At 70.7% G+C, this 23,725-nt stretch carries 13 protein-coding genes; 3 read left to right on the top strand and 10 right to left on the bottom strand.

Going from position 1 to position 23,725, the window contains the following annotated elements:
• Nucleotides 1–33: 33 nt before the first annotated feature.
• The 8 genes from OG285_RS37840 to OG285_RS37805 all read right to left on the bottom strand — a co-directional run bounded on the left by OG285_RS37840 (nt 34) and on the right by OG285_RS37805 (nt 19,040).
• On the bottom strand, nt 34–1,614 hold the full coding sequence (locus tag OG285_RS37840; protein ID WP_331760404.1) for an acyl--CoA ligase family protein: 1,581 nt from the start codon (nt 1,612–1,614) through the stop codon (nt 34–36).
• A 22-nt stretch (nt 1,615–1,636) separates the two neighbouring features.
• Nucleotides 1,637–2,515 carry a cyclase family protein gene (locus OG285_RS37835; protein WP_331760403.1) on the bottom strand — a complete coding sequence of 293 codons (879 nt, stop codon included), beginning with the start codon at nt 2,513–2,515 and terminating at the stop codon, nt 1,637–1,639.
• Between the two features lie 342 nt (nt 2,516–2,857).
• Nucleotides 2,858–3,601, bottom strand: coding sequence for an FCD domain-containing protein (locus OG285_RS37830; RefSeq protein ID WP_331760402.1), 744 nt, complete (start codon nt 3,599–3,601; stop codon nt 2,858–2,860).
• Nucleotides 3,602–3,743: 142 nt separating this feature from the next.
• Nucleotides 3,744–4,985, bottom strand: a complete 1,242-nt coding sequence (locus tag OG285_RS37825; protein WP_331760401.1) for a cytochrome P450 — start codon at nt 4,983–4,985, stop codon at nt 3,744–3,746.
• A 13-nt stretch (nt 4,986–4,998) separates the two neighbouring features.
• A complete protein-coding gene (locus OG285_RS37820; RefSeq protein ID WP_331760400.1) occupies nt 4,999–6,669 on the bottom strand; it encodes an NAD(P)/FAD-dependent oxidoreductase in 1,671 nt (556 codons plus the stop codon).
• 7 nt (nt 6,670–6,676) lie between these two features.
• On the bottom strand, nt 6,677–8,365 hold the full coding sequence (locus OG285_RS37815) for an NAD(P)/FAD-dependent oxidoreductase (protein WP_331760399.1): 1,689 nt from the start codon (nt 8,363–8,365) through the stop codon (nt 6,677–6,679).
• A complete protein-coding gene (locus OG285_RS37810) occupies nt 8,355–18,050 on the bottom strand; it encodes a non-ribosomal peptide synthetase/type I polyketide synthase (RefSeq protein ID WP_331760397.1) in 9,696 nt (3,231 codons plus the stop codon). The genes OG285_RS37815 and OG285_RS37810 overlap by 11 nt, the downstream gene beginning before the upstream one ends.
• A gap of 135 nt (nt 18,051–18,185) precedes the next feature.
• Nucleotides 18,186–19,040, bottom strand: coding sequence for a sterol desaturase family protein (locus OG285_RS37805; RefSeq protein WP_331760396.1), 855 nt, complete (start codon nt 19,038–19,040; stop codon nt 18,186–18,188).
• 514 nt (nt 19,041–19,554) lie between these two features.
• Here OG285_RS37805 and OG285_RS37800 point away from each other — a divergent pair.
• Nucleotides 19,555–20,253 (top strand): hypothetical protein, encoded by a 699-nt coding sequence (locus tag OG285_RS37800; RefSeq protein WP_371793738.1) that lies wholly within the window; start codon nt 19,555–19,557, stop codon nt 20,251–20,253.
• A 262-nt stretch (nt 20,254–20,515) separates the two neighbouring features.
• Here OG285_RS37800 and OG285_RS37795 read toward each other — a convergent pair whose 3' ends face one another.
• Both OG285_RS37795 and OG285_RS37790 read right to left on the bottom strand, forming a co-directional pair.
• A complete protein-coding gene (locus tag OG285_RS37795) occupies nt 20,516–21,430 on the bottom strand; it encodes a trypsin-like peptidase domain-containing protein (RefSeq protein WP_331760394.1) in 915 nt (304 codons plus the stop codon).
• A gap of 434 nt (nt 21,431–21,864) precedes the next feature.
• Nucleotides 21,865–22,338, bottom strand: a complete 474-nt coding sequence (locus OG285_RS37790; RefSeq protein ID WP_331760393.1) for a group II truncated hemoglobin — start codon at nt 22,336–22,338, stop codon at nt 21,865–21,867.
• Nucleotides 22,339–22,636: 298 nt separating this feature from the next.
• Between OG285_RS37790 and OG285_RS37785 the strand changes: the two genes are divergently transcribed.
• Nucleotides 22,637–23,212 (top strand): SigE family RNA polymerase sigma factor, encoded by a 576-nt coding sequence (locus OG285_RS37785; protein ID WP_371793737.1) that lies wholly within the window; start codon nt 22,637–22,639, stop codon nt 23,210–23,212.
• A complete protein-coding gene (locus tag OG285_RS37780; protein ID WP_331760391.1) occupies nt 23,209–23,715 on the top strand; it encodes a hypothetical protein in 507 nt (168 codons plus the stop codon). The genes OG285_RS37785 and OG285_RS37780 overlap by 4 nt, the downstream gene beginning before the upstream one ends.
• Nucleotides 23,716–23,725 lie beyond the last annotated feature (10 nt).

Raw genomic sequence — 23,725 nt, 5'->3', positions numbered from 1 at the left:
GACCGGCGAAGCTCGCCCCGTGCGGCATTCACGTCACTGGTCGGGGGGCTGTGCGATCGCGGAGCGAGAGGACCGCTGCCGCAACAGGTTCTTCCGGATCTTTCCGGTCGACGTCCTGGGCAGCTCGCAGAAGACCACCTGGCGTGGTGCCTTGAACCCCGCGATCCTGTCCCGCACGAAGGTGACCAGTTCTGCTTCGGTGACCGATGCGCCGGCCCGGACCGTGACGTACGCGATCGGAACCTCACCCCACTTCGGGTGCGGTGCGCCGACGACAGCGGCCTCCAGCACCGCCGGGTGTTCGGTGAGCGCGCTCTCCACCTCGACGGAGGCGATGTTCTCCCCGCCGGAGATGATGACGTCCTTGGCTCTGTCGCGCAGCTCGACATAGCCGTCCGGGTGCATGACGCCCAGGTCGCCCGAGCGGAACCAGCCGTCGGTGGTCACCGCGGCCCCGGTCGCTTCCTCGTCGCGGTAGTAGCCGAGCATCACGTCGTTGCCGCGCAGCAGGATCTCGCCGAGCGTGCTGCCGTCGGCCGGCACGTCGGCGCCCCGGGAATCGACCACCCGCAGCGGTTCGGCGATGATGTTCGCGATGCCCTGTCGCGCCATCAGCGGTGCGCGCTGTCCGGCCGGCAGGTCCTGCCACTCGGGCTGCCAGTCACACACGACCGCTGGGCCGAACGTCTCGGTGAGTCCGTAGAGATGACGGACCCCGATGCCGAGCGCGCTCATCCTGGCGAGCAGGGCCGGCCAGGGCGGCGCGCCCCCGACGAACACCTGCACCGGGTGGGAGACCTCTGCTGCCGCAGCGGGGTCATCGGCCAGCATGGCCAGCACGGTGGGTGCGGCACAGAAGTGGGTGACACCGCTCTCGCGGATGGCCCGCCAGATGTCCGGCGGGTTCACCTTGCGCAGACAGTGGTGCACCGCCCCGGCCGCGGTCACCGCCCACGGGAAGCACCAGCCGTTCGTGTGGAACATCGGCAGCGTCCACAGATATCGTGACGACGTGTCCAGCTTGGCGTGGTAGGCCATCGCCAGCGCCTGGAGATAGGCACCACGGTGGTGGTACATCACTCCCTTCGGCCGTCCGGTCGTACCGCTCGTGTAGTTGATCGAGAGCAGGGATCTCTCATCGGTGACCGCCACCGCCCGCGGGGTGGCGCCTGCCAGCAGGGACTCGTACGCGTCCTGCGGCCGCCCCGAGTCGATCACTGTCGGCCGGACCCCGCTGTGCTTCAGTGCCTCGGTCAGCACCTCGCGGCAGGTGGCGTCCACGATCACCACATCAGCAGCGCTGTGGTCCAGGATGTAGGCGATCTCGGCCGGCGCCAGCCTGGTGTTGAGTGCCACGAGCACCGCCCCGGCCAGCGGAACTCCGTAGTGCGCCTCCAGCAGTACATGGGTGTTGGGGGCCAGCACCGCGACCCGGTCCCCCGGCCGCACTCCGTGCCCGGCCAGCACGCCGGCCAACGCCTGCGCCCGTTCCCAGAGTTCGGCATAGGAGTACCGCAGGTCGCCGTCGACGACCGCGAGGCGGTCGGCGAACACCTTGGCGGCGCGCGCGGCGAACGCCACCGGAGTCAGTTCGGAGAAGACCATTCCGTGCATCGTGACGCGCCTCCCCGGCCGGTTACGCCACGGCGATCGGCCGGAGCGGCGACCCGGTGCCGCCGCGAATGGTCAGCGGCAGGCCCACGAAGAGGAAGCTGGAGACCGCCTCGGCCGCCAGGCCCTCGCAGTTGACCCACTCCATGATGTGGATGCCCTGCTCCTGGAGCAGGTACAGGTGCACCGGGAGCTGGTTCCCGGGCACTGTCGACGGCCTCACCTCGAAGGACATGGTGTCCGCGCCCACGTAGCGAGCGCCCTGCGACACGAGCCACTGTGCTCCGTCCAGTGCCACGCCACTTCCGCCGCTGTGCTCGCGGATCAGGTCGGTGTCGGGCCAGAACTTCATCTGCCCCGTCCGCACCAGCACGATGTCCCCGTCCTGGACCGTCACCTGGGCGGCATCCGCCGCCTCCCGCAGATGCCGCTCACCGATGGCGAAGTGGGGCGGCAGGACATCGAGTCCGAGCGCTCCGGGGACGTCCAGCAGAACGCCTCTTCCTATGATGGGAGCCAACTCCGACGCGTCCTCGCGTTCGGCACCGTAATTGCCCAGTGCCTCGTTCGCCGACACACCGCCGTGCCATTCGTCGTTCGCCCCGCACGTCACATGGCAGAGGGCGTCGATATGGGTCCCGGTGTGCAGGCTTCCCGACATGAGCTCGGACACATAGCCGAACTGGACCTGGTTGGCATCGGGGTCGTCGAACGGGAATCGCCGAGCCGCTCGCTGGCCCTGCGGTGAGCTGTAGGTGAGGACCTCGAAACTCGGATAGCCGTCAAAGGTCGGCATGTGCCGCCACCAACCCGAGGACAGGTCGTACACCGCGCCTCTGGCAGGGATGCCGAGATGACGGAGAAGGCCGTCCGCGCCGTGGTGCGGCTGGGTCTGGGAGTTCATGGGGACGTCCCTTTCGCGAGGCGCTGGAGAGGTGGTCCGAACGCTGCTGTTGATCAGGTCGTGACAGACATGCCGGCGCCGGCTGTCAGTACCGGTCCGGTGATTGCCGCGGGCGGCGGCGAGCTCCACGCCAAGGTGCGGCCGAACGCGGAGTGCGCTCCATGAAGCCCATGCTGCTCAGCATTAGTTCAGTGTACTCATTGCTTGATCGCAAGGTCTAGCCCGTTGATGGATCAGACGGAACTCGCCTTACGGGGCCCTTGCTCGTGATCAAGCGCGCCTCTGTCCCCGTCAAAGAGTGCACTTTTTGTGTACTCCGCCTCAATACCAGGGGGCCTGTGCCTACGACTCGTTGTTCAGGAGCTCGGCCACGGCCTGCAAGTGCCGCCGCATCCGGTGCTGCGCGAGTGGGGCGTCGCCGGCCACGATCGCCTCGACCATCGCCCGGTGTGCCTGGTGGGACTGGGCCGCGGCATCGTGGTTCTCCTCGTCCGGTTGGTCGCCGGACTCCCATTCGTGCTGCACCATGTCCTGGTCGAGCTGGGCCAGCACCTCGACGAAGAGGGTGATGGCCGGATTCCCGGCCAGTTCCGCGATCACGCGGTGGAGATTCCGTGCGTGCCCGAGCGTCACACCCTGATCGATGAGCTCCTGCTCGGTGTCGAGCGCGTCCGTCAGGCGGGCGATTCCCGGCTCGGTCAGCTTCTCGATCGCGGTGGTGACACCTGCGAGTTCGAGGGCCATCCTCGCCTCGAACAGCTGACGCCGGCTGACGGCCGCGTGCCGGAGATAGACCCGCGCGGCATCGCGGACGATGCCGGGGTCCGGTTCGGTGACGACGAGGCCACCGCCCGGACCACGCCGCATGCGTGCCATCTGGTGATGCTCGATGAGCCGCACGGCTTCGCGGAACACGGCGCGGCTCACGCCGTAGCGTTCGATCAGGTCCCGCTCGGATCCGAGGACCGTTCCGGTGCGCCAGCCCTCCTTGACGATGTCCTTCTCGATCAGCTCCGCCACGGTCTCGGCGAGTCGCCGGCTCCCCCGTCCAGCAGGTGCAGCGTCACTCTTCCAGTCGCTTGTCATCGACAAGATCGTCCTGTCTGGGAATCATTGCCTTGGCAACGCCGTCAGTGTATAGAGAACACTCTTCCTGCGGATCATTATAGATGAACTGGGCAATAGGCAGCCCTTACTTGCTGGTGAGGTCGAATGAGTCGCCTCATCCTCACCAGGTGACGGGCAATGACCGGAGACCGCTGAAGAACTCCTTGGACCGCCAGTGCAGTTCCTCCTCCGGTACGGCCAGCCGCAGACCCGGCAGGCGCGCCGTCACCCGCTCCAGCGCCGTCTGGAGTTCGAGGCGGGCCAGGTGGGCACCGAGGCAGTAGTGGATGCCGTGGCCGAAGCTGATGTGCGGGGCGCCCGGGCGGTCGAGCACGATGCGGTCGGGGGACGGGAAGACACCGGGGTCGTGGTTGGCGGCCGCCTGCGAGACCACCACCGGCTCACCGGCCCTGACCAGGACGCCGCCCAGCTCCACGTCCTCGGTGGCGTAGCGGGGCAGGGTGAGGCCGTTGAGCAGGGGGACGAGGCGCAGGAGTTCCTCGACGGCACGGGGGATCAGGTCGGGGCGGGACCGGACGGTGGCCAGTACGTCCGCGCCGCCGCCGCCCGCCTCCCGGGGGAGCAGCAGGACCGCGAAGAAGTTGGCGATCTGGTTGGTCGTGGTGACGAAGCCGCCGATGAGGATCTCGTTGAGCAGCCCCGTCAACTCCTCCTCCGTCAGGAGGCCTTCCCCGCAGGCCCGGACCAGGATGCTGATCAGGTCGTCCGCGGGGGCGCGGCGACGGGCCTCGATCCAGCCGCACATGCGGGTGAAGAAGTCCTTGGCGTGCTGCTGCACGGTCTCGGGCGTCACGCTGCCGGAACAGACGGTGTCCGCCCACGCGCGTACGGCCGGCTGGTCGGCGTCGGGTACCCCGGTGAGTTCGCAGATGAGGGTCATGGGGAGGGGGAAGGCGAAATCCTCCACGAGATCGGCGGGCGGTCCGGCCGCCGCCATCCGGTCGAGCAGCCCGTCGGTGACCTCACGGACATGGCCGCGGAGCCGTTCGATACGGCGGGCGGTGAACTCCTTGGCCAGCAGCGCGCGCAGCTGCGTGTGGCGAGGGGCGTCGAGGGCGATGAGACCTCCGCCGGCCCGGGACATGGGGCCGATACGGGGCTGGTCGCGGCGGACCGCCTCCGCGAGGCTGAAGCGCGGGTCCGACAGGACGGCACGCACGTCCTCGTAGCTGGTGGCGAGCCAGGCGTCGTCTCCGTACGGCAGCCGGACACGGGCGGGGGGCTGCTCGCGCAGCCGCCGGTAGCCGTCGGGCAGTCCGAGCCCCCCGCTGGTCCAGAACGGGTACGCGAGGGGCTCGGGGGAGGTGTCCGGGCCGGGGCTGACTTCAGGGTGCGCGGTCACGGAGGTGCCTTTCTCAGCGGTGCGGGCCGACGGGGATGTCGACGTGGGTCGGTGGGGGAGCGCTGGTGTCGACGGAGGCGGTGAAGCCGATGCCGTCGTCCCGGCAGATGAACTGCATGACCTGGCGCCCGGCGGCGGCCGCGCGGATCAGGCCGCCGGTGGTGGCCCACACCCCGGAGAGGTAGAAGTTCTCCAGGCCGGGCAGGCCGGGTCCGTTCTTCTTGACGAGCTCCTCCATCGCCTCGCCGCTCTCCATGAAGGGCTGCCAGCCGAGGAAGGTGCCCTCGAAGCTGTTGGTGTAGCGGATCTGGGTGAGGGGGGTGCAGGTGTCGCGCACCGCGACGGAGTCCTTCAGTCCCGGATAGAGGCCGTCGAGGAAGTCGACGACGGCATCCCTGGTGCGCCGCTTCGCGAGGGCGTACGCCTTGCCGCGCCGCACCGGGAGGGTGTGGAGCTCCGACCCCCTGCGGGCGCGGCTGAGCCTTTCGGGGCCTTCGGCGAGCTCCCGCCAGGGGTCCGTGTCGGAGAAGTAGGTGGCATAGATGACGGTGGTGTCGCGGGGCGAGAGTTCGGGGTAGAAGCGGCTGCGGAACTGCACGTTGAGGCTGGGGTGCCGGATACCGGTCAGCCGGGCGGCCGTCGCCTCGTCCAGCAGGTGGGTGGTGGTGGGGTCGGCGTCCGGGAAGGGGCGGCGCAGGCCGAGGAAGACGCTCGCGTAGCCGGGGAAGACCATGCCGGGCTGGTGCAGGGTCTCCCGGTAGAGGGTGGCGTACCCGTCGTCGAGGTAGCGGCCGTCGAGGAGTTCCAGGAGCGTCCTGGGGCCGTCACAGGCCGAGACGACGATGTCGGCGTAGTGCTCCTGGCCGTCGGACAGGCGTACACCGACGGCCCGGTCGTTCTTGACCAGGATCTCCTCGACCATGGCGTTGTAGGTGATCTCCCCGCCGAGGCCCAGGTAGCGCTGCTCGATGGAGCGTGCCAGTCCCAGGGAGCCCCCCTCGGGCACTCCTGCCGACCGGTGGGCCTGCGCGGCCATCTGGAAGTAGAAGGGCAGGACGGGGAATCCGGGGTGCTTCTCGTAGAGGATGTAGTTGAAGGCATCCCTCAGGAGCGGGTCCTTGAAGCGGGTGGAGTACTCGGTCATCAGGACCGACATCGAGATGCGGAAGAGGTTGAAGTACGGCAGGAACCCGGCCAGCATCCGCCAGCGCTCCATGCGGCTCATCAGCGCCACCGGTTTGAGGAAGGGGTACGACGGCAGGCAGGCGATGAACTTGCGCAGACCCGCGCAGAAGGAGCGGATGGCGCGGGCGTCGGCGGGGGACAGGGACAGCAGGTGGCTTTCCAGCCGGTCGGGGTCGCAGTAGAAGTAGACGGTGCGGCCGTCCGTGCCCCGCACGGTGTTGAAGACGTCGAAGTGGCGCATCTCCTTGCCCTGGAGCGCCCCGAGTTCGAGCCAGATCTGGTGCATCTCGTTGCCGGGGCCGTTGCCGAGCAGCCAGCTGATGCAGGCGTCGAAGGTGAACTCGCCGCGGCCCCATCCGGTGCAGCAGCCTCCCGGGATCTCGTGCATCTCGAAGACCCGGGTGCGGTAGCCGTTCATCTGTCCGTAGGCACCGGTGGAGAGACCGCCGAGCCCCCCGCCGATGATGATCATGCTGTTTCTGCGTGTCGTCGTGGTCATTTCACCGTCACCTCACCCTGCGGGTTTCGAGCTGGGGCAGCCGTCCGAGTTTTCCCGGATGCCAGGGGACGGTGCCGCCGCTCTCCCAGGCACGGAATTCCAGACCGAGTTCCTTGCACAGGTACTGGGTGACGAACCGGCCGCTGGCGGCGGCGCGGATCAGGCTGCCGCCGCCGAACCACTGACCCGCCACGGAGAAGCCGTCCAGGCCGGGCAGTCGCATCCGGTCCTTGTTGATCAGACCCGTGATCACGTCATCGGCCGGCGTGAAGGACTTCCAGCCGAGGATGCTGCCGCCCCGTACACCGGTGTACCGCTCGGTGGTCGCCGGGGACGCGACGTCCACGACCTCGATGGCGCGGCCGATGCCCGGGTGGTGCCGTTCCAGGAAGCCCCGGACGAAGTCGGCCACCTCCTGCTTGCGGGCCCAGTACGCCTTGCGGTCCGTACGCCGGAGCTGCTTCCAGGAGTCGTAGTCGCTGAAGTAGGTGCAGTGGACGACGGACTTGCCGGGCGGGGCGAAACCGTCGGAGTAGCGCGAGCGCATCTGCACGACGAGGCTCTTCTGGAGGACGCCGGGCAGCGCGGCGCAGTCCTCGTCGGAGAGCAGATAGGTGGTGCTGTGCCGGGCGTCCGGGTCCAGTTCACCGTCGAGTCCGACGAAGGCCGAGACCACACCCGGGTAGAGCATGTCCGGGCGGCTCAGCATCTCGCTGAAGAGCTTGTCGGTCTTCGGGCTCGAATAGCGGCCGCCGAGCAGCCCCTCGATGGTGGTGGCGCCGTCACAGGCCGAGACGACGTGGTCGGCGAAGTGCCGCTCCCCGCCCCGCAGTTCCACGCCGATCGCGCGGTCGTTCTCCACCAGGACGCGTTCCACCCTGGCCCGGTAGTCGACCCGCCCGCCGAGCGTCGTGTAGCGCTCCTCCACCGAGCGGGCCAGCCCCAGGGAACCGCCCTGCGGAAAGCCCGCGTTGAGGTGGAAGGCGCTGGCCATGTTGAACAGGTAGGGCAGCAGCGGGAAGACCTCGTGGTCCTGGAAGAAGATGAACGGGAAGGCCCGGCGCAGCAGCGGGTCCTCGAACCGGTCGCAGAAGGTCTCCATACGGGTCACCGCGGTGCGCCAGAGCAGTGCGAAGGAGGGCAGGACGGCGCGCAGGGTGGCCAGCTTCTCGCTTGCGGACTGGAGCGGCGGCGGGGTCAGGAAGGGGTAGAGGTTGATGCGGGTGAAGCGCCGCAGGTCGCGGCAGAACGCGCGGATCGGGCGGGCGTCTGCGGGCGAGATCTCCAGGAGGTGCGCTTCGAGGCGGTCGGGGTCGTTGTAGAAGGTGACCGACCGGCCGGTCTCGTCGGTGACGGTGTTGAACATCTCGAAGTTCGCGATGGTCTTGCCGTCGAGCGCACCGAGCTCCCGCCAGACCCGGCTGGCGTCGTTGTTGTGTCCCGTGCCGGTGAGCCACTCGATGCAGTAGTCGAAGACGTAGTCCTGGCGCGACCACGCCGTGCAGCAGCCGCCGGGCAGGACGTGGCGCTCGAAGATCCGGGTCTCGGCGCCGCTCATCTGCGCGTAGCAGCCGGTGGAGAGGCCGCCGATGCCCGCGCCGATGATGATCACCCGGGGCGCCTCGCCCGGGCTCCGGCCGCCTCCTGCGGCCCGTGGCTCCCGGGCCTCCCATACGGGCCTGCCGTCACGCGCCATCGGTCTCCCCCTCCGCTTCGGTGTCCGCCGGGGAAGCGGGACGCTGCCGGGAGGCGGTCGCGATGTCGTCGCCGAGCGCGGAGAGCACCAGGGCCGCGTTCCGCTTCGCGGGCTTCTCGTCGAGCATCTCCGCGTGCAGGCCCGCGCCGCTCACCAGCCGGCTGACGGTGGTGGACGCGGTGTGCCAGCTGCCGCGCTGCCCGGCCGCGTACAACGACGCCTTCGCCTCGTCGGAGATCACGGTGACCGTGGCGGCGACCGTCCCGTGGTTCGGGGTGCGCCCGCAGTACTCCAGGTAGTCCCTGGCCTGTTCGAGGGTCTGCGCGGTGACGGTCTCGGAGCGGGTGTGGCGGCGCAGGTGGTCCCGCAGTTCGTGCTCGAACGCCTCGGTGTGCTCGGCGGAGATGCCGTACTCCTCCGCGATGCGGTACGAGTCCATGATCACGACATGGGGCACCTCGCGCCCCCGCCGTTCGAGCTCCTTGGCGACCTCGAAGGCGAGGTTGCCGCCCAGGGAGTAGCCGAGGAGGAAGCAGGGCCCCTCGGGGAGCAGTGACTCCACGAGGTCGGCGTAGCGCACGGTCTTGTCGCCGTCGACGTGGTTGAAGGCGATCAGCTCGTTCGACGGGAGGTGTGTGGCGAAGTGGCGGTAGACGAGGCCGTGACCGCCGGCCGGCGGGAAGCAGAAGACGACCGGTCCCCTGCCCGTGTTGAAGGCCAGGTGGGAGAGGTTTCCGGAGACCCGGCCGGTGACGATGTCCTCGACCGTACGGGACATGCCGTGCAGGGTGGTCACCTTGAAGAGCAGGCCGACCGCGATCGCGATGCCGAACTCCTTCTGGAGGCGGTGGATCAGCTCGATGAGGGTGATGGAGCTGCCGCCGGAATCGAAGAAGTCGCTGCGCAGACCGACCTGTTCGAGGCCGATCACCGCCTTCCAGTGGGCCGCCATGCGTTCCTCGTAGAACGTGACGGGCGGTTCGTGGTCCTCCTGCGCCGCCGCGGCCCGGGGAGCGGGCAGTGCGTCCGGGTCGACCTTTCCGTTCGGGGTCAGGGGGAGAGCGCCGAGCACCTCCAGGTGGGCCGGGATGAGGTACGTGGGCAGGTGGGCGGCGAGGTGGCGGCGCAGGGCGCGGGCGTCCGGCACGGCGTCGGCGGTGTGGACCACGTAGGAGCACAGTGCGGGCTCGCCGCCGACATCGGTCCGGACCATGACACAGGCGTCGGCGACGCCGGGGAACGCCGTCAGCAGCGACTCGATCTCGCCGGGTTCGATGCGGTGGCCACGCAGCTTGATCTGGGCGTCGGCCCGGCCGAGCAGGTGGATGCGGCCCCGGGCGTCCCTGCGTGCCAGGTCCCCGGTGCGGTACAGCCGCTCGGGGGCGGCGCCGGGTCCGCGGTCCAGGGTGAGGGTGACGAAACGGCCCTCGGTCTGCTCCGGATCGCCGGCGTAGCCCAGGGCCAGGCCGGCCCCGCCGGCCCACAGTTCGCCGGTGACGCCGGCCGGTACGGGCTGCCGGTGGGCGTCGAGGACGTGCAGCACGCAGTTCGGCAGCGGAGCGCCGATGGGGACCGTGCTGTTCGGGTCCAGGCCGTCGGTGGGGCCGTCGAAGCAGGCGCTGTCGACGGTGGCCTCGGTCAGGCCGTACGAGTTGACCACCCGGGTGTCCGGGCCGCAGAGCCCGCGCAGGCGCTCGTACTCCGCGACCTTCCAGGTGTCGGAACCGACGATCATCAGCCGCATGAAGTCCAGCCGGTGACCGCCCTCCTCGCAGTGCGTCATCAGGGCGCGGGCCACAGCCGGGACGAATTCGGCGCAGTCGACCCCCTCGGCGGTCATCACCTCGTGCAGCCGGGCCGTGTTGAGCAGCAGCTCGCGGTCGGCGAGGACGAGCCGGCCCCCCGAGCACAGGGCACGGACCAGGTCGCCGGTGAACACGTCGAAGGACACCCCGGCCATCTGGAGATGGACGCCGGGCGCGGTCCCCAGTCCGTACTCCTCGCGCCAGGCGGCGCTGAGGGCCGCGAGAGCGCCGTGGGACACCTGTACGGCCTTGGGCCGGCCCGTCGATCCGGAGGTGTGGATGACGTACGCGGGTGTGTCCGGGCCGACGGACGCGTCGTCTGCGGCCGGGGCGGTGGTGCCGGCCGCGGCTTCGGCGTCCTCCGCCATCATGTCGGTGAGGAACTCCGCACCCGGTACGTGCAGCCGTTCGGCGCCCGCCGGGTCGGTGAGGACCAGGCGCGCGGCGGCGTTGCCCGCCATGGCGGCCAGGCGTTCCGTCGGGTGGCCGGGATCGAGCGGCAGGTAGGCGGCCCCCGCGCGCAGTACGGCGAGCAGCGCGACGAGCAGTTCGGGAGACTTCGGCAGGCACACCGCCACCACGCCGCCGCCCGCGCCCCGGTCCCGCAGCCGTGCGGCCAGGACGGCGGAGGCTCGCTCCAGCTCCGCGTAGGTCATGTGGCGGGCCGCCCCCGCCGCGCCGGCGGGCACCGTGAGGGCGACGGCCTGCGGGGCCCGGGCCGCGGCCTGTGCGAACTGCCGGTGCACGGGCACCTCCTGGGGCAGCACGGGGCCCCGGGCGGACGGGCCGTGCAGGATCTCGTGGCGTTCGCGCTCACCGAGCATGTCGAGCCCCGACACCGGGCGCTCGCCCGGAGCGCGGGTCAGTGCGTCGAGGAGGGTGCGGTAGTGCCCGGCCAGCCGGCGGGCGGTCTCGGGCCGGAAGAGGTCGGTGTTGTACTTCAGGACGCAGTGGAAGCGGCGCTCGGCCTCGTCCTCGTACGCCGACAGCGTCAGGTCGAACTGCCCTTCTTCCTCGGGGAGTTCGATGTAGTCGAGGTGGTAGCCGTACTGCCGTGAGGACACCTTGTGGGCGAGCAGGATGAACATCGCCTGGAAGACCGCCGAGCGGCTGGGGTCGTGCTGGAGGCCCAGCTTCTCGACCAGCAGGACGAAGGGGTACTCCTGGTGGTCGATTCCCCCGAGCACCGTGCTGCGGACCTGGGCGAGCAGGTCGGCGACGGTCGGGTCACCGGCCAGGTTCGCGTACAGCGGCAGGGGGTTGACGAAGTAGCCGTACACGGACGACAGGTCCTCGTCGGTGCGTCCGGTCACCGGGCTGCCGACGACGACGTCGTCCTGTCCGGAGTGGCGGTGCAGCAGCAGGTAGTACGCGCACAGCAGCACCATGAAGACGGTCACGTCGTGCCGGCGGGCCAGGGTGTGGACCCGGGCGCTGAGTTCGTCGTCGAGCACGAAGAACTCGGAGGCCCCGTTGTGGGTCTGCACGGGGGGCCGTGGTGCGTCGGTGTGCAGGCTCAGCGGCGGAACCTCGGCGGGGAGCGCGCCGCGCCAGTAATCCAGCATGCGGCCGGCCTCGGGGGACGCCAGGAACCGGTTCTGCCGGTTGAGGAAGTCGACGTACCGGCCCCTGACCGGCGGCAGCTCGGCCGCGCGGCCCGCGCGCATGCCTTCGTAGAGGGCGAGCAGTTCCTCGATGAAGGTGAAGGTGGAGATCGCGTCGGAGACGATGTGGTGGACCGCCTTCATCAGCACCCAGCGGTCCGGACCGCGCCGGAACAGCCGGAAACGCATCAGCCGGTCACGCGCGAGGTCGTACGGCCTGCGGTACTCCTCCACGATCAGCTCGCGGACCTCCTCCCACTCCATGCCCTCGACGTCGAAGACCTCCATGTCCGGCTCGACGGCGTCCGAGACGGTCTGGAGAGGCCGGCCGTCCTCCATGACGAAATTCGCCCGCAGCAACGGGTGCCGCGCCACCAGAACACGGACGGCGGCGGTCATCAGGCCGGGGTCGATCTCGGTGCGGACCTCGACGGCTCCGCCGATGTTGTACGCGAAGCCGTCCGGATGCAGCTGCTTGAGGAACCACAGGGCCTTCTGGTTCTGGGTCAGGGGGTGGCGGGACGGGTCCTCGTGGACCTCCGCCACCGCCGGGGCGTCCGGGCCCGGCGCCCTCGCGGCGAGCTCCTTGGTGGCCTCGTGCAGTTGAGCGGTCAGTTCGTGCAGCGGGGCCCCGCTGAGCAGCGCCACGACCGGCAGCGCGACTCCGGTCTCCGCCTGGATCCTGGCCCGCAGTTCCATGGCGAGGAGCGAGTCGATGCCGTGCGCGCCGAGGCCCGTGTCCAGGTCGAGTTGGTCGCTGTTCATCCGCAGCACGGCCGACGCGCAGCCGAGGAAGCGGTCCGCGACGAGCCGGGCGCGCTCCTCCTCGCCGGCGGCCGTACGGAACCGGTCCAGGTAGCCGCCCTGCTCGTCCGGCGCGGCGCTGCCCGTGGCCGACCCTCCCCGGGCCGCGGCCTTCGCGGCCTCGGCGGCGAGTTCCCTGACCAGTGGGGGCGGCGAGGGGTACCAGGCGAGGAAGGTCTTCCAGTCGACGACTGTGGCGATCAGGAGCTGGGCGCGGTCCTGGCCGAGTACCCGCTCCAGGACGGCCATGCCCGCGGACGGGGAGAGCGAACTCATGCCCCGGACGGTGCGGTAGTGCTCCACCAGGTTGAGTTCCTCGATCATGCCGGTCGCCCAGGGCCCCCAGTCCAGGCTGAGCGCGGGCATCCCACGTGACCTGCGGTGGTGGGCCAGGGCGTCGAGGAAGGCGTTCCCCGCGGCGTAGTTCGACTGACCGGCTGTGGTGAGCAGGGACGCGACGGAGGCGAAGAGGACGAAGTGGTCGAGCGGCTCGTCGCGCAGATGGTGGTGCAGGAGCCAGGCCCCCGCGGCCTTCGGGTCGAAGACGGAGCCGAAGGCGGCGCGGTCCATGGCCCGGACCGGTGTGTCGCGTACGTGCCCCGCGAGGTGGAAGACGCCCCGCACCGCGGGAGCGTCCCGGTCGCGGTAGTCGGCCAGCCACCGTGTCAGGGCCTGCTCGTCGGAGATGTCGAGGGCGGCCTGCTCGGCGTGCGCGCCGAGGGCCTCCAGTTCCTTGACGAAGCGGACGGCGGAGCTCGCCGGGCAGTCCGGGCCGAGGGCTCGCCAGGTGGCGCGGTCGGGGAGTTCGGTGCGGCCGACGAGGATCAGGTGCCGGGCGCCCCGGTGGACGAGGTAGCGGCACAGCAGCCTGCCCAGCGCGCCGAACGCACCGGTGACGAGATACGCGCCGTCCGGGCGCAGCCGGGGCGGGAACGGGCGGGTGAGGCCCTCGGGGCGGGTGAGGCCGCTGACGAGGCGGCGCCCGTGGCGCAGGGCGACTTCGTCCTGCGGCCGGTCCGGGGCGGCCGGGGCGAGGATCTCGCGGAGCAGCGCCTCGGCGTCGGCTCCCGCACGCTCCGCGTCCCGCGCGGGCCGCGGGCCGCTGCCGCCCGGCGCCCCCGCGGGCAGGGGTGGCAGGTCGATCAGTTTCCCGCGGTGCGCGGTGAGTTCCTGGTGGCGCAGTACGCGGCCGATGCCCCAGACGGGAGCGCCGAGGGGCTCGACCGGGTCTCCGGGGACGGCCGCCTGGGCCCCCCGGGTGACCAGGTGCAGGGCGGACGGCGCGGCCGACTGCCCGGGGCCGTCCTGGAGGGCCTGGGCCAGGGCGACCACGGAGTAGGCGCCCAGCGTGCTGTGCGCGTCGAGGTGTCCGCGCCCGGTGTCCTCCAGTGCGGGCAGATCCAGGTTCCACAGGTGGACGACGGTGTCGGGGGCCGGGCCGTCGGCGGCGAGGTCGACGAGCAGGCGGCGGAGGTCGTCCTCGCTGCCGGGGACCACCCGGGTGTCCCTGCCGTCCGGGTCGAAGGCATAGCTGTCACCGGGCCGTACGAGGTGGCAGTGCGCACCGCCCGTGACCGCGAGTGCGGCGAGGCGGTCCGCCACTCCGCCGGGTCCGTCCGCGAACAGCAGCCAGGTGCCGCGGGCCGGCGAGCCAGGGCCCGGGGCGGCGGACGGACCGGTGTCCGCGTCCGCGTCGGAGTCCGCGTCCTGGCCTCCGCCTTCCAGCGGCGCGTCCGTCCAGGTGAGTTCGGCGAGCCATCCGTCGATGGTGGGAACGCCCACCGTGGCCGACGCCTGTTCCACGTCGGCGGCGCGGAAGCCGCGGACATGGCCGAGCGGCTCGCCGTCCTCGGTGTAGAGGGCGATGTCACCGACGAGTTCGCCCTCCGCCCGCCGTGTGACGGTGGCGTGCGCCCACAGCGGGCGGTCGCCGACCGGGGCCGTACGCACGGCGCCGATGCTCAGCGGCAGGAGGATCCCGCTCCCGGGAGCCGCGTCCGACGGCGGGAGTCCCGCCACCAGGAGGGACTGGAAACAGGCGTCGAGCAGAACCGGGTGCACATGGTGACCGGCAGCGCCGCCGACGCACGCGGGCGGCCGGATCAGGGCCAGCGCCTCGCCCTGGGTCCGCCACACCTCCGCGATGCCCCGGAACGCGGGACCGTATTCGTACCCGAGGGCGCTCAGCGTGTCGTAGCAGGCGGTGGAGTCGAGGCGCCGGTCCGCCCGTGCCCGGATCGTCTCCCCGTCCAGCCGGGCGGTACGGGCGGCCGGGATTCCGCCGCGCACCACACCACAGGCGTGTACGGCGGGGGTGTCGCCACCGGTCGCCACGGTGAAGACGGAGGTCTGCGCCGAGAGCGACAACTGGACGGCGCGGGGGGCGTCGTCGGGCAGGAAGAGGGCCTTGCGCAGTTCGATGTCCCCCAGCTCGGTGTCCGTGCCGCCGGTCAGGACCCGGAACGCCTGGTACGCCATCTCGACGTATCCGGCCGCCGGGAACAACGTCCGCCCCTGGATCCGGTGATCGGCGAGGTAGGGCGCGGTCTCCACGTCGAGAGCCACCTCCCAGGCGGACTCGGCGGTGGCGAGGCGCCGGCCGAGCAGCGGATGGTCGACCTGGCCCAGCCTGACCTGCGCCACGGGCGCGGGTTCGGTCCAGTACCGGTCCCGCTTCCACGGATAGCGGGGCAGCGGCACCCGCCGTCCGCGCGGGTGCAGCGCTTCCCAGTCGACGGCGCAGCCGAGGGCGTACAGCGCGGCCAGGGAGGTGGTGAAGCGCAGGGCCTCGCCCTCGGCGCGGCGGATCGACGGCAGGACGGTCACGGTCCGGTGCGAGCTGCCGGCCCCGGCCCCGGCCGTGACCGTGGTCGTAGCCGTGGACGTGGTCCCGGCCGTGGGCTCGCCCTCGCGGGCCGCGAAGCACTCCTTGACGGAGTGTCCGAGCACCGGGTGGGGGCCGATCTCCAGGAAGGTGCGGTGCCCGTCGTCGCGCAGGGCGTCGACGGCGGCACGGAACCGGACGGTGTCACGGACGTTGTCCCACCAGTAACCCGCGTCGAGTTCGGGCCCTTCGGCGCGTCCCTCCCGGCCGGTGAGGTAGAGCGGCAGCCGGGAGGGGCGCGGTTCGATCCCGTCGAGCTCCGACAGCAGCTCGGTCCTGATCTCCTCCATCGCTGCGCTGTGGTAGGGGACTTGTACGTCCAGGAACTTGGCGAACACACCGTCGGCATGGAGCCCTTCGGCGTACTCGGTGAGCGCCGCCCGGTCCCCGGCCAGGGTCAGGGCCCCGGGGCTGTTCACGGCGGCGACGGACAGACGGTCCCCGAAGGGCGCCGCGCGCCGTGCCGCCTCCTCCTCGGGCAGGCCGACGGCCAGCATGGTGCCGGTGCCCGCGAGCCGGTGCTGCAGGCGGCTGCGGTGCAGGACGATCCGTACGGCGTCCGGCAGGGTGTAGACCCCGGCCTCGTAGAAGGCGGCGATCTCGCCCGTGCTGTGGCCGACGACCGCCGAGGGATGGACCCCGTGGGCGTGCCAGAGGGCGGCGAGGCCGACCTGGACGGCGAAGTTGGCGGGCTGGGCGAGCCAGGTCTGCGCCATCCGGGACACGTCCTCGTCGGCGTTCAGTTCGGCGGTCAGTGACCAGCCGGCCTGTGCGACGATCTCCCGGTCGACGGCCTCGACGGCCTCCCGGTAGGTGAGCGAGGTCTCGAACAGCTCGCGGCCCATGGCCCACCACTGGGGTCCCATGCCGGTGAACACCCAAGCGGGCGCGGTCTGTTGGCTCTCACCGCGGCTGCCGAGCAGGACGCGGGGGTGCGCCTCGCCCCGGACGTACGCGGCCAGCGACTCGTCCAGATCGTGACGCGTCTCGTACACCACGGACAGCCGGGCGTCGTGGTGCTGTCTGCGGCGGGCGAGGGAGTGGGCGAGGTCCGTGAGGGAAGCGGGAGTGGAGGCGGTGGCGGTGGCGGAGTGCGCGTCCTGCACCGCCAGTTCCGCTCGGACGGCCTCGGCCAGCCCCGGCAGTACGGAGGCGTCGTGGGCACTGAGCGGCAGCACGCCGAACGGGAGTCCGTCGGCGGCGCAACGCTGCTCGGGGACGGGCGCCGGGGCGCCCTCGGCTGCGGGCGCGGGAGCCTCTTCGAGCAGTACGTGTGCGTTGGTGCCGCCGAAACCGAAGGCGTTGACGCCCGCGCGAGCCGGGCCCTCGTGAGCGGGCCAGGGGGTGACCCGGTCCGGGATCTCGTAGGGCGCGGCTTCCAGGTCGATCGCGGAATTGACGTCTTCCAGATTGATGTGCGGGGGGATCAGCCGGTGTTCGAGGCTGAGCGCGGTCTTGATGAGACCGGCGATCCCGGCGGCGGACTCGGTGTGCCCGATGTTCGTCTTGACGGAACCGATGTAGCACGCGGCGCCCGGCTCACGGCCGACGGCGAGGGCGCTCGCCAGCGCGTTCGCCTCGATCGGGTCGCCCACCGGTGTGGAGGTGCCGTGGGCCTCCACGTACTGGAGGCTGCCCGGGGTGATCCCGGCCCGGGCGCAGACCTGCTTGATGAGCGTGGCCTGGGCGTCCGCGCTGGGGACGGTGATGCCGTTGGTGCGTCCGTCCTGGTTGACGCCGGTCTCCGTGATCACGGCGTGGATCGGGTCGCCGTCGCGTACCGCGTCCGCGAGGAGCTTGAGGACGACGATCCCCACGCCCTCGGCCCGGACGTAGCCGTTGGCTCCGGCGTCGAAGGTCCGGGAGCGGCCATCGGGTGAGAGGAAGCCGCCCTTGGTCTCGGCGATGGTGTACTGCGGCGTCAGGTGCAGCAGCGTGCCGCCGGCCAGGGCCAGCGAACTCTCGCCGCGCCGCAGGCTGTCGCAGGCGAGGTGCACGGCGACGAGGGAGGAACTGCAGGCGGAGTCGATGGAGAGGCTCGGTCCCCGGAAGTCGAAGCAGTGCGAGAGACGGTTCGAGACCATCGTCATCATCGTTCCGGTCGCCGTGTGGGCTTCGATGGTGTCGAACCGGAGATCGGAGAACTGAAGGATCTTGTAGTCCAGGGTGAACGCCCCGACGAACACGCCCACGTCCCGCCCGGCCAGCTCGCCCGGCTTCTGCCCGCCGTCCTCCAGCGCCTCCCAGGTGACCTCAAGGAGCTTGCGCTGCTGCGGGTCCATGGCGTGCGCCTCGCGGGGGCTGATGCCGAAGAACGCCGGGTCGAACTCGTCGAACCCGTCGATGTAGCCGCCGCGTCCGCCCACGAGCCGGCCCGGCTTCGCCTTGTCCCTGCTGCCCAGGCCCGCCACGTCGTACCGGTCGGCCGGCGTCGGCGTGATGCAGTCCTTCCCCTCGACCAGATTGCGCCAGAAGGACCGGTGGTCGTTCGCACCGCCCGGGAAGCGGCAGCCGATGCCGATGACGGCGATCTTCTCGGGGGGCGTTGAGGGAGAGGCAGGCGGGGACGTGCGTGCTGATGCAGGCATGAGCGTTCCTTGAATCGCGAAACGGGCGCACACGAGGGGAGCGGCGCGCGCCGTACGAACGTGAGCAGGCAGGGGAAACCGAGCGAGCGGTGAGAAGCGGGGGAGCGGTGAGACGGTGCGGGGAGCGGAGACCCGTCACCCGGCGGAGCGGCGCCAGGGGTGGACGAGCGTGGTGAGAATGCGACCGGTGGCCGGGAAGGAGCGGGGATCGGACAGTCCGACCGCCGCCGGCTCACGGCCGGGATGCCAGGTGAAGGTGCCGAAGAGCTTGTCCCACACGGACAGGTCCGAGCCGTAGTGACCGGCCTCGGACAGATCGGTGCTGTGGTGCAGCCGGTGCTGCTCGGGGCCGGCCAGGACATGGTTGAAGGGCCCGAGCCGCACACGGATGTTGGCGTGCACGAAGTACCCCTGTGCCACGACGAAGAGCCCCACCCCGAAGACCGCGCGCTCGGAGAAACCCACCAGGGCGAGCGCCAGTTGGACGAACCCCTGCGAGATGACCACGTCGGCCACGTGGTTGACGCCGTTGTTGGCGACGTTGACCTTGGCCGGAACATGGTGCACACCGTGCAGCCGCCACAGCCACGCGTAGGTGTGCCCGGCCCGGTGCACCGCGTAGCTCGCGAGCGAGCCGAGCAGGAGTGCCAGCGGCAACTCGGCCCACAGCGGAAGCACCGGATGCTGAGCCGCGACCGCGCCGACGGCCAGGAGCACCAGAAGCTGGCCGAGCGTGCCCCCGATGGCGGTGAGGACGTAGTACACCGCGTAGTACCCCCACTCCCGCCGGTCCGGCCGCCATGACGGGTCGTACGGGATCAGGAACTCCAGCACCAGGAGAAGGCCGAGTACCGCGAACTGGAAGAGGAAGGTGGCCATCCCCAGGTCCCACCCGCGCCACTCGGTGAGAGCGAAGACGGCGACGGCGGCGAGCAACAGGACGGGCTGGGCGGCGACAGCGAGTACGTCTCGCGCCGTCAACCGGGGCATGGCACTCCTCTTCGAGGTGGTGAGTGGGACGGATGAGAGAGCGCTCCCGGCACGAAAAGGCTGAAGAGGCGATCACATTATGTAGCGCTTCAGCTACGGCATGCAACATCCGCTTCCCCGGCGCGCGGTGTCGCAGGCGCAAGTTTCGTGACCCGCGCGCCCCCGGGGCTTGCATCCGAAGGTCACCTCAACCCTGCTTATTTCACGCGGTGTTGACGCCGCCGATAGGCGAATCGATTCGCCACATCCGAGCGGGCGCGCTGACCTGACCGCGGACCTCGGGCTCGGCCGGCTCCCGTTGCGAGTGCCGGGAGGTCTGCTGCCGGTGGGCCGGCCCGGCGGATCGGTTGTGCCGTTGTGCCGTTGTGCCGTTTTGCCGGTGACCGGTTCCGGGTGAGCCGTCGGACACCGGCCTTCCCGGCGTCTTCGTTCAGGCGGTCGCATTCGGTCCAGCGTCACGTGACGACGACGGACGCCCGTCGTTGGCCGGAGCATGAAGAAGATCATTCAGCTCATGCCCGTCACCGCTGTCCGCGCCGGTCTGCGCCGCGTTCCGGCGCTCACCGCAACGGCTGTTCTGGCCACCCTGTACTGCCCCGCTCCGGCCTCACCGGTCTCATACGCTGCGCCCCGGACCCATCAGACGTCAGCAGCCGGGACGGCGCGTGCGAAGGGCGCGGTCCGTATCTTCTACACCTACGCACCGGACGACGAGATCCGCTTCACCTTCGACGCGCGGGCCGCCCCGTACTCACGGCCCCAGCCGGGCCTGCCCCGGGGGATGCCCACTGATGCGCGGGGAAGCATCGACATCACTCACCGGATGACCCACACCGGACGGACCTCTCGGATCAAGGGCGACGTGGACTGTCTGATCACGGGAGGGAGGACCGCGACGTTCACTGCGGTCGTCACCGAGGCCACACCTGATGCCGCCGACTGGATCGGCAAGCGGAGCGGCATCAGTGTCCTCGACTCCGGCCGTCGAGGGGACCGTCTCGGATTCTCCTGGGCGGTGGATTTCGAAACCGACGCACAGGGGCAGGCCGTCCAGGCGAACGTAGGCACCTGCATGGCCCCTGCGCCCTTCGCGCCGGTCACCGACGGTGGCCTTGCTGTCCACCACGCGGAACTGCCCCCGCCCCCGCCGCCCCGTCAGGCCCCCGCGCCCAGGCTCGCCGATAGCCCCAGGAGGACGGCGGGCGGCACCTGAGCAGACACCGCGGCGGGCGAATGGCGCCGGGGCAGGAGCACGTCGCCGCCCGGTCGGGCGGCGGCAGACCGCGGTGGCGTGCACTGGTCGAGGCCTGCACGGCGAAGATGCCGGGTGTGCGGCAGTCGGCGGGGCTGCACTCCATCGAGGGCCTGGTGGACTGGGACACGGACACGGACACGGACGCGGCGCTGCGCGAGAGGCGAGGGGGCCCGGAGTGCCCGGGTGCGGACGGGCTCCCCTTGCCCCCTCACGCGTCAACTCAGCGTGCGGTTACGGCTTTCGGCTTCGGGAGCGTGCAGCCCGCAGCCGACAGGTTGAGCTTGTTGCCCGTCGTGAAGCAGGCGGGGATGCCGTAGGTCTCCTCGGCGTATCCGATCCCCTTGCGGACGGTGACGGTCCCCTGCTCGTTCACCTCACAGGGGTTGTCGAGGGTGCAGCTTTCACCGCTCTCGTTGATGGTGTTGTTGATCGCGGTGACCTGTCCGGTCGTCGTGTCGATGACCGGGGAACCCGAGGTGCCCCCGATGACCTGGCACTGCGGGGTGTAGCGGACGGAATCCTTCCATGTCCACTGGTCCTCCTTCACGCGGTAGGCGAACCCGTCGACGGAGCAGGAGTAGACCCGCTTCCAGTAACCGGAGACCACGTCGATCGCGTGTCCTTGCACCGGGTGGGCCGCGGACAGCGTCAGCGGCGCGATTCCCGTGGACTGCTGTATCTGGGCGTAGGTCTTGGTCAGGTGGTAGAGCGTGACGTCCGTGTCGGTCATCGTCGCGTAGACGACCTTGTCCGCCTTGAGCGTTCCGGCGGTGCCGGCCGAGGCGTTGAGCAGTGTGAAGCTGCGGGTGGACGACTGGTTGGTGATGACCTGGCCCGCGCTCGGGAAGCCGGTTTCGAGGCAGTGGCCGTTCGTCATGACCAGACCCGGGTCCGTCGCCTGCGAGTTCGGCATGCGAACCAGGGAGCCCGAGCAGTTGCTGAGCGCCACGGTGCCGGCGAACGAGGTGGCTTTCACCGAGGCGGGCGTACTGCCGGGGTGCGCGGCGGCCGTCACAGCGGCGGGGGTCGTCCCGCCCGCGCGGTCGGGCGCTGCGGCCGCCGTGCCCGTGGTGGCCGCCAGGGCGGCGGCACCGAGGGCGACGGCGGTGAGGGTGGCGAGGAGAGGCTTGCGCATGGTGATGGTCGGTCCTCTCGGTTCGGCCCGGGAGCGGGTGGCCCCGGACGGCGAAGGGTGACCGCATTGTCGGCGTACAGCCAACTTCTCCGCTACCCCACCACTCCGTCCTGGCTCTTTCTGCTCCCTTGACGACCACGGCACCGGGCCTGTCTTCCGTGGCTCTGGGCACACGAAGACCGGCCGTCCCGGCACTTCGGGCTCGTCACACGGTCACGTCGAGGTGCACCGGTGAGGTGTGGCCGGGGCGACGATTCAGCCGCTCCTCCGCTTCCCGGCACCGGAAGAGGCCCACTGGACCGTCGATGACCCGGGCTGATGACCCGGGCCTGGCCCCTTGGCCGTGCCGACGTGCCCGAAGGCCCGTCCATGGCGCCGGGAGGGACGATATCCAGCCATGACCTCGCTCACAGAGCATCGGTACGGGACCCGCATCAGGGCCGCTCGCCGTCCGTGATGAGCCCGTTCCAGCCCCAGCGGGGAGTCGGGCCCGGGTCGCCGAGATCCTCACCCACCGGGCCGGCGGAAACATCCCGGGCGATCCGGGTGCCCCAGTCGAAGTACTCCATGACGCGGCGGCGCAGAAGCTCGTCGTCCGGAAGCTCCCTGCTGACGGCACTCGTCATGAGCTCCATCCAGCGAAGACGCTGCTCCTCTGTGATCGACAGCCCGAGGTGGGCGCGCAACAGAGCCTGGTGGCCGCCGAGTTCGTCGGTGAAGCGGGTGGGCCCGCCGAAGATCTCGGCGAGCCAGATGGCTACGTGTTCGGTGTGGGCAGGGGTGAAATCGACGAAGACCGGCGCGAGCAGGGGGTCGGCCAGGACGCTCTCGTAGAAGGTGGCGCTCAGCCGTCGGAGAGCGTCGGTCCCGCCGACGGCCTCGGCCAGGGTTTCCGGATGCCCGGTCATGCGGTTCCTCTCCCGGCAGGGGGCAGGGACGTGCGTTCGCAGGCCCTCATCTTGCGTCCCGGTATGCCGCAGGGGCGTTCTGCCACACGGTGCGGCCGACGAACTCGCGTGCGGCCGCTCCGTGCGCCCGGCGAAGCAGCGTCGTCCGGCCGATTTGATGCTGCCCCGCCGCGCGATCCGCTGCGGCTTCCGCCCCTTCTGCCGGACGGGTCAGCCGTGTGACTCAGGTCTCACGATGCGCGTGCAGCAATCGGGGCCGCTTTCCCGTCGTGGAGGGGTGACAGGAAGGGATGGGGATGTGGACCTGGCAACCGAGCACGATGTCCGTACCGGAATCAGCAAGGCCGGGCCTGTGGAGTCGCAGGACGACTTCGATGGCTTCGTCGTGGCCCGGTCAGCCGTACTGTTCCGAGGTGCCCTCGTCTTGACGGGGAATCACGAGGCCGCGGAGGACCTGGTCCAGGAGACCCTGGAGCGGGCCTGCCGCAAGTGGCGCACCATCGCCGCCAAGGACTCTCCGGAGGCGTACGTGCGGCGGATCATGGTGAACCTGGCCAACGACCGGTGGCGGAGGTTCCGTCGCACGGTCCCGCATCAGGACGGCGGCGACCGTGCCGCCCCCGGGGACCAGTACGGGCGGGTCGACACGAGGGACCAGCTGGTCCGGGCTCTCCAGGGTCTGCCGATGCGGATGCGGACGGTCGTGGTACTGCGGTACTTCCATGACCTGTCGGACGACGAGATAGCGGCCGACCTGAAGATCTCGCCGAGCACCGTGCGGTCCCAGCTCGCTCGCGGTATGGACAAGCTCAGAGGCCAGTTCCCCGCACTCTCCAACCCTTCAACACCGCAGCCCACGGAAGGAACCCGATGAGTTCACCTGATTCGCCGCCTTCCGGCTGCACCTCCTTCGAGCAGGAACTGGTGAGTGCCATGAACGACTTCGTCAACAGCACCCGGACGCCGCACTTCGACACGGCCACCATCGCGCGCGGGGCTCGTCGCAAGCGGGCCACGGCCATCGCGGGCATCGCCACCGCCCTCGTCGTGGCCGGTGCGGGCACCGCCCTGGCGGTCGGCGCCGTTGGCAGCGGTTCGGACACCGCGCGGCCGGCCGCCGCGACCACCGCCGCCGCCGACGGCACCACCTTGCTCGTCCGCACCAGCGACGGTGGGACCACCACGGAGCGGCTGGCCGGGGTGAGTGCGGCGAGGGCCAGGGTGACGCTCGTCCATTTCGGCCTCACGCCCACGTTCACCCGGGTCCAGAAGGCGGACTGCCAGAAGCCGGAGGACGCGGTGGTCTCGCTCTCGCCGCATGCCCCGACGGTCGTCCACGCCGGTGACACGGTCCTCGTGACCACCTGCTATCGCTGACCCTCGCGGA

The sequence above is a fragment of the Streptomyces sp. NBC_01471 genome, from assembly GCF_041438865.1.
Taxonomy (GTDB): Bacteria; Actinomycetota; Actinomycetes; order Streptomycetales; family Streptomycetaceae; genus Streptomyces.
The sequence above is the reverse complement of the archived record's forward strand: the minus strand, read 5'-3'. Positions and strand labels throughout refer to the sequence as shown.

What these genes read in the sequence shown, in the direction of transcription:
- OG285_RS37840 (WP_331760404.1), bottom strand. Translation starts at nt 1,614, where the DNA reads ATGCACGGAATGGTCTTCTCCGAACTGACTCCGGTGGCGTTCGCCGCG.
- OG285_RS37835 (WP_331760403.1), bottom strand. Translation starts at nt 2,515, where the DNA reads ATGAACTCCCAGACCCAGCCGCACCACGGCGCGGACGGCCTTCTCCGT.
- OG285_RS37830 (WP_331760402.1), bottom strand. Translation starts at nt 3,601, where the DNA reads ATGACAAGCGACTGGAAGAGTGACGCTGCACCTGCTGGACGGGGGAGC.
- OG285_RS37820 (WP_331760400.1), bottom strand. Translation starts at nt 6,669, where the DNA reads ATGACCACGACGACACGCAGAAACAGCATGATCATCATCGGCGGGGGG.
- OG285_RS37815 (WP_331760399.1), bottom strand. Translation starts at nt 8,365, where the DNA reads ATGGCGCGTGACGGCAGGCCCGTATGGGAGGCCCGGGAGCCACGGGCC.
- OG285_RS37810 (WP_331760397.1), bottom strand. Translation starts at nt 18,050, where the DNA reads ATGCCTGCATCAGCACGCACGTCCCCGCCTGCCTCTCCCTCAACGCCC.
- OG285_RS37805 (WP_331760396.1), bottom strand. Translation starts at nt 19,040, where the DNA reads ATGCCCCGGTTGACGGCGCGAGACGTACTCGCTGTCGCCGCCCAGCCC.
- OG285_RS37800 (WP_371793738.1), top strand. Translation starts at nt 19,555, where the DNA reads ATGCCCGTCACCGCTGTCCGCGCCGGTCTGCGCCGCGTTCCGGCGCTC.
- OG285_RS37795 (WP_331760394.1), bottom strand. Translation starts at nt 21,430, where the DNA reads ATGCGCAAGCCTCTCCTCGCCACCCTCACCGCCGTCGCCCTCGGTGCC.
- OG285_RS37790 (WP_331760393.1), bottom strand. Translation starts at nt 22,338, where the DNA reads ATGACCGGGCATCCGGAAACCCTGGCCGAGGCCGTCGGCGGGACCGAC.
- OG285_RS37780 (WP_331760391.1), top strand. Translation starts at nt 23,209, where the DNA reads ATGAGTTCACCTGATTCGCCGCCTTCCGGCTGCACCTCCTTCGAGCAG.